Below are 5,705 nucleotides of genomic sequence, written 5' to 3'. Positions count from 1 at the left end.
GCCACCGACATCGCCGTAGGGACGGAAGTCCCCCTGCCGCCTTCCCCCTGCCTCGGACCTTCTCCTTGCCGCAAACCTTGTTTTGTCATGTGCGCGTCACTAACTTCTTACCGCTCGCACACCTCACCGCAACACGCCCCCGCGAGCATTCCCACGCCCCCCACTCCAACACCCCCACACTCCCCGGGAGTTCGCATGCGAAAGCTCTACGCGCGTGGACGGCTCAGCATACTGGCCGCCCTTACCGGACTCATAGCCTCCGTCGGCGTCCTCAACGGCCCGACCGCGTCCGCCGCGCTCCCCACGCCCGTCAGCGCGGCCACCGCGCGCACCTATCTGTCCCAGCTCACCGTGGCCACCGAGGACCGGACGGGCTACGACCGGGACCTCTTCCCGCACTGGATCACCATCTCCGGCGCCTGCAACACCCGTGAGACCGTCCTCAAGAGGGACGGGTCCGGGGTCGTCACCAACTCCTCCTGCGCCGCCACCAGCGGTAGCTGGTACTCCCCCTACGACGGGGCTACCTGGACCGCCGCGTCCGACCTCGACATCGACCACCTCGTGCCGCTGGCCGAGGCGTGGGACTCCGGCGCGAGCGCCTGGACCACCGCCCAGCGCCAGGCCTTCGCCAACGACCTCACCCGCCCGCAGCTCATCGCGGTCACCGACAACGTCAACCAGGCCAAGAGCGACCAGGACCCGGCCGAGTGGATGCCGTCGGTCACCTCGTACCGCTGCACGTACGTCCGCGCGTGGGTGCAGGTGAAGTACTACTACGACCTGTCCGTCGACTCCGCCGAGAAGTCCGCACTGACGAACTACCTCGCGGGCTGCTGACCTTCTGCCGGGAGATGCCACAGCGCGGGGCCCTGTCTCCCACGGAGGAGACGACGATGGACCTCGCGCTGTGGATCTCAGCCGGACGACCACCTTCGTGAAGTCCCTCGGCATCCTCGAACTCCTCGCCGCCGCAGGCCTATTACTACCGGCCGCGCTGAACACCGCGCCGACACTGGTCGCCCTGAACCTCACCTACCTCACCCTCGCCGCATTCGTGGCACGGGGCCGCTTCGGCCCGACACCGTTCACCGGCTGAGGGGCGCGCTTGAGCGCGGGGGCCGGCGCAGCCTCGCTCTGGACCTCGAAGGCGACCGAATCCCGGCGATCCAACCGATCGGCAATCCCGACAAGCTCCGGCATATCAGCCCGATGGCAGACGCATGCGACGTCGGTCGGGCATTTCACCGTACCGGGCGCGGGTGACCGGTCACATCTCCCTCCGGGAACTCGCACCCCTTTTGCCGCAGACATATTCACGCGCCCACGGGGATCCTTTTCGGTGCATTTGGTTGCGGATCTCCATGGACGCGTGAATTCACGGCACTGCAACTGGAACCCCCCGTCCGGTATTTCAGGAACCGGTGCTGTTCCAGTCGGGCGCGTATACCACGGCTTCGGAAACGTCGCCGGCGTGGATGACGGCGTGGGGGGTTCCGGCCCCGCCGAGGGCGGTGGCGAGGACCGCCGCGAAGAGGGCCGCGAGTACAGCGACGCGAAGCAGTATGTTCTTCGAGTCGATTGTCTGGTAGTGCATTCGGGTATTCCCATCGTTCAAGGTCCTGCGGTCGGGAACACTCTGGCCGCGGCCCGTCAGTGGAGGATCAGCGGACGATGGACGGGAGATGGACGCGCACCGCAGTCCGGGCAATTCACCCCCCACCCCGGGATTCCGATCGGAAGGTGTTCATGTGTTCATGCGTTCCACAATCCGCCCGCCCGACGGTAATCCCACGGTCAATCGCATCCACGCAATGAAAACGTCCGGTCACGGCTGCTTGAACCTGCAAGTTCTCGGCTAGGATGGCCCCGCGCTGCGCTCGGTCCGACCAGAGAGGTGACCCGGTGGCGGTCCTCCATGTGTCCCTTCTCGGCCTGCTCGAAGTACGCCGCGACGCGACCGACCTGGACCTCGGGAACCCCCAGCAGCAGGCCCTGTTCACCGCCCTCCTGCTGCGCCGCGGGAGAACCGCCTCGGCGGCGGACCTGATGGAGGCGATCTGGGGCGAGGAGGTCCCCGCCTCGGCGCTCACGACTCTGCGCACCTATGCCTGGCGGCTGCGCAAGATTCTGGAGACGAACAGCAAGTCCCCGGAGTTTCTGGTCTCGGTGGGCGACGGATACCGGCTGGTCGTGCGCGACGAACACATCGACTGGTACGAGGCGCAGCGGCTCGGCCGGGAAGCGCTCGACGCCAATGGTCCGCACCACGCCCTGGAGACCCTGGAACGCGCTCTGGCCCTGTGGAAAGGAGAACCTCTCGCGGGGATTCCCGGCCCGTACGCGGCACTTCAGCGCGACCGCATCGACGAGACCCGGCTCGCCCTCGTGGAAGAGCGCCTGCACACCGTGATCACGCTCGGCCAAGGCCAGTTGTGCATTCCCGAGTTGGTGGAACTGGTCGGCCGTTATCCCTTACGGGAGCGACTGTACGCCCTGTTGATGCGGGCGCAGGCCGGATCCGGCCGCAGGGCGGACGCGCTGACGACCTATCACGACGCGCGCAGGCTGCTCGTCGACGAGCTCGGGGTCGACCCCGGCGCCGAACTCACCGCCGTACACCGCCGGATACTCAGCGGCGAACTGGACTCCGTACCGGACCCGTTGGAGGGCCCCGACGAGCGGGCGGACCGGGGGGCCGTGCTGCCGCCCGCGCAACTGCCGCCGGAGCCCGCGGACTTCATCGGGCGGGCGCATGTCGCGCAGGCGCTCACCTCGGCGATGAACGCGGAGAGCCGGCCGACGCTCCCGGTGGTGGTGCTGGCCGGGATGGGCGGCGTCGGCAAGTCCTCGCTGGCGCTGCACGTGGCGCACCGGGTGCGCGAGGCGTACCCGGACGGGCAGTTGTACGCCGACCTGGGCGCGATGGCCGCCCCGGAGACCGTCCTGACGGGTTTCCTGCGGGCGCTCGGCGCGCGCCCCGAGGACGTGCCCGAGCCGCTGGAGGCGCGTACGGCGCTGCTGCGGACGATGCTGAACGGGCGCAGGGTGCTGATCGTGCTGGACGACGCGCGCGACGCGGCGCAGGTCCAGCCGCTGCTGCCGGGCAGCGCGCACTGCGGGGTGCTGATCACGAGCCGGACCCGGCTCGGCGGTCTCCCGGCCTCCCTCCAGGTCGAGTTGGAGGCGTTCTACCTCGACGAGGCGCTCGAATTACTGACCCACGCGATCGGCGCCGAGCGGGTGCGCGCGGAGCCGGAGGCCGCCGCCGCGCTGATGGAGTCGTGCGCCTGCCTGCCGCTGGCCGTACGGATCGTGGCGGCCCGGCTCGCGGCCCGGCCGCGCTGGTCGATCCGCTCGCTGGCCGCGCGGCTGGCCGACGAGCGGCGCAGGCTCAGCGAGCTGAAGGCGGGCGACCTGACCGTGTCGGCCGTCTTCGACGTGACGTTCCGCCAGCTCCCGGCGGACCAGGCGCACGCGCTGTGCCTGCTGTCCTGCGTGAGCAGTCCGGACCTGTCGCTGGCGAGCGCGTCGGCGCTGCTCGGCACGGGCGAGGAGGAGGCGGAGGAGTTCCTGGAGTCGCTGGTGGACGCGGCGGTCCTGGAGACGCCGTCGGCGGGCCGGTACCGGTTCCACAGCCTGCTGCGCACGTTCGCCCGGGAGAAGCTGCCGGCGAGCGCGTACGCGGAACCGTTCCGGCGGCTCCTGCACTCGCTGCTGGCGTCCGCGGTGGACGCCTTCCGGCACGCGGTGCCCGGCGATCCGATCGAGGACGCCCTGACGCCGGCCAGGATGCCGGGGCGGCTGTTCGGCAGGCCCGCCCAGGCGCGGGCGTGGGCGGTCGCGGAGGCGCCGACGGCGCTCGCGGTGGCCGGGCAGGTCGCCCGGGAGTGGACGGAGATACAGCCCGGCGAGTACCACCACCGGGAGTGGCTGACCCCGGCGACGGACCTGCTGATCGCGCTGAGCGCCTACTGGGGTGACACGAGCCATGTGGCGTGGAACAGCACCCTCGACGCCCTGACGCGGGCCGCGGTGCTGGCCGGGGACGAACGGGCCGAGGGGCGGGCGCGGTTCCTCCGGGGGAACATCCACCTCGCCCGCGCCCGGCTCGCCGCGGCCGTCGAGCACTCCACGCTCGCGGTCGCCCTGACCCGGCACACCGGGGACCTCGTGATCCTCCGCCAGGCCCTCAACGACCTGGGTCTCGCCCACCAGTTGAGGGGCGAGTTCCAGGAGGCCGCCGCCTGCTACGACGAGGCGATCGTGCTGGCCCGCAGCCTCGGCCACGCCACCGGCGAGGTCGCCACGACCCTCAACTCGGCGCTCCTGCACGTCAACGCGGGCGACCCGGCGCGGGCGATCGGCATCTGCGAGCGGCTGCTGGCCGGCACCCCGGCGCTGTGCGCGAACCCGGGGGGCGCGGCGTACGCGTTCTACGTCCTCGGGTTCGCGCACCACACGCTGGAGGACCACCTGGCGGCCGTGTCCTGGTACGAGCGCTGCCTGTCCGTCGCCCTGGACGCGGGCCTCACCGGCCGGGAGGCGTGCGCCCGGTTCCGGCTCGCGGACTCGCTGCGGGCCCTCGGGCACCTGGAGCCGGCGGCGGTGGAGGCGCTGCGGGCCGTCGAGATGTGCGAACGGGCGGGCGACGTACGCAACTTGGCGCAGGCGCTGCTGGTCCTCGGCCGGGTGCGGCTGGACCTCGGGGAGCGGGACGCCGCGCGCTCGGCGCTCACCGACGCCCGGCGGATGATGGCCGAGCTGCGGCTGCCGGACGAGGGCCTGGCGGCCCTGCTGCTGCTCGCCGTACCGGTCACCGGGTCACGGTGAGGCGGCCGGGCGGGTGGCCACCGCGAGGAGGTTGGCGCCGCGCGCGCCGGAGTCGGGGTCGATGAGCAGCTCCCGTTCCATCTTCAGGACGTCGGCGAAGGTGCCCTCCTCGTGCGGGAAGCGCGCGTAGAAGCTGGAGGCGGGCAGGACCAGGCCGGGGAAGCCGGTCAGGGCGTCCACCCGCAGGTCGAGCGCCCGGCACAGCAGCCGGATCTGGCCGGGGGTGAAGAGGTGCGCGTGCGGGGCGCCGGGGCCGCCCGGGTCGTGTCCGGCGAGGCTGTGCAGGGCCGCTTGGAGGTCGCCGCAGCCGAGGTACTCGTGGGCGGTGTGCCAACGGCTCGGCAGGAACGACACCATGAGCCCGCCGGGCGCCATCAGCGCCGCCAACTCCCTGAGGCCCGCCTCGGGTTGGGAGAAGGCGCTGAGGTGCGAGCAGTCGTGGAAGACGAGGTCGTGCCCGTGCTCGCCCAGCAGGCCCGCCAACTCGCCCGGCCGCGCCGCGAGATGGCGTACNNGGCCTCGGCGGCGGCCTCCGGGGTCGGCGCGATGTGGACGCCGGTGCTGTGCGGGTACTCCGCGGCGATCCGGCGCGCCCAGCGGCCGGCGCGGGCCGAGACGTCGACGTACCGGAAGGAGAGCGGCAGACGGGAGAACACCGACTGTTCGAGGGCCGTCCACAGCAACGCGTCGGTGAGCCGGCCGTAGAGGCGGCCGGGGGCGTCCTCCTCGTCCCTCGTGCGGACTGTCCCGTCGTGCTGCGCTGAACTGGTCACTGTGGCCTCTCGGTTCGCGTCGCCTCGATCCTTTCCCGGGCTCGCGCGGGGTCAGGCGCGGCCCGGCGGGCGCCGGGGTGCGGGGGTCCGGTCGGCGGA

The 5,705-nt window shown here is 71.7% G+C and carries 5 protein-coding genes; 3 read left to right on the top strand and 2 right to left on the bottom strand.

The annotated features are described in order from the left end of the window. Positions 1-195 precede the first annotated feature (195 nt). A complete protein-coding gene (locus tag AOK24_RS41155; RefSeq protein ID WP_055725010.1) occupies positions 196-840 on the top strand; it encodes an HNH endonuclease family protein in 645 nt (214 codons plus the stop codon). A 70-nt stretch (positions 841-910) separates the two neighbouring features. Beyond that, a complete protein-coding gene (locus AOK24_RS41150; RefSeq protein WP_055725009.1) occupies positions 911-1,099 on the top strand; it encodes a DoxX family protein in 189 nt (62 codons plus the stop codon). Positions 1,100-1,414: 315 nt separating this feature from the next. Here the strand turns inward: AOK24_RS41150 and AOK24_RS41145 are convergent, their stop codons facing one another. Then, a complete protein-coding gene (locus AOK24_RS41145; RefSeq protein ID WP_055725008.1) occupies positions 1,415-1,597 on the bottom strand; it encodes a hypothetical protein in 183 nt (60 codons plus the stop codon). Positions 1,598-1,905: 308 nt separating this feature from the next. Between AOK24_RS41145 and AOK24_RS52420 the strand changes: the two genes are divergently transcribed. Continuing rightward, the gene (locus tag AOK24_RS52420; RefSeq protein ID WP_055725007.1) at positions 1,906-4,833 is read left to right on the top strand and encodes an AfsR/SARP family transcriptional regulator; all 2,928 of its coding nucleotides are present in this window, start codon (positions 1,906-1,908) and stop codon (positions 4,831-4,833) included. Between the two features lie 515 nt (positions 4,834-5,348). Here AOK24_RS52420 and AOK24_RS50005 read toward each other — a convergent pair. Continuing rightward, positions 5,349-5,606, bottom strand: a 258-nt coding sequence (locus tag AOK24_RS50005) for a hypothetical protein (RefSeq protein ID WP_206191355.1), incomplete at its 3' end; no start/stop codon positions are given. Positions 5,607-5,705: the final 99 nt, after the last annotated feature.

The organism is Streptomyces niveiscabiei, assembly GCF_001419795.1.
In the GTDB taxonomy this organism is placed as follows: Bacteria; Actinomycetota; Actinomycetes; order Streptomycetales; family Streptomycetaceae; genus Streptomyces; species Streptomyces niveiscabiei.
Note: the sequence above shows the minus strand (reverse complement) of the source record. Positions and strands in the feature narration are given on the sequence as shown.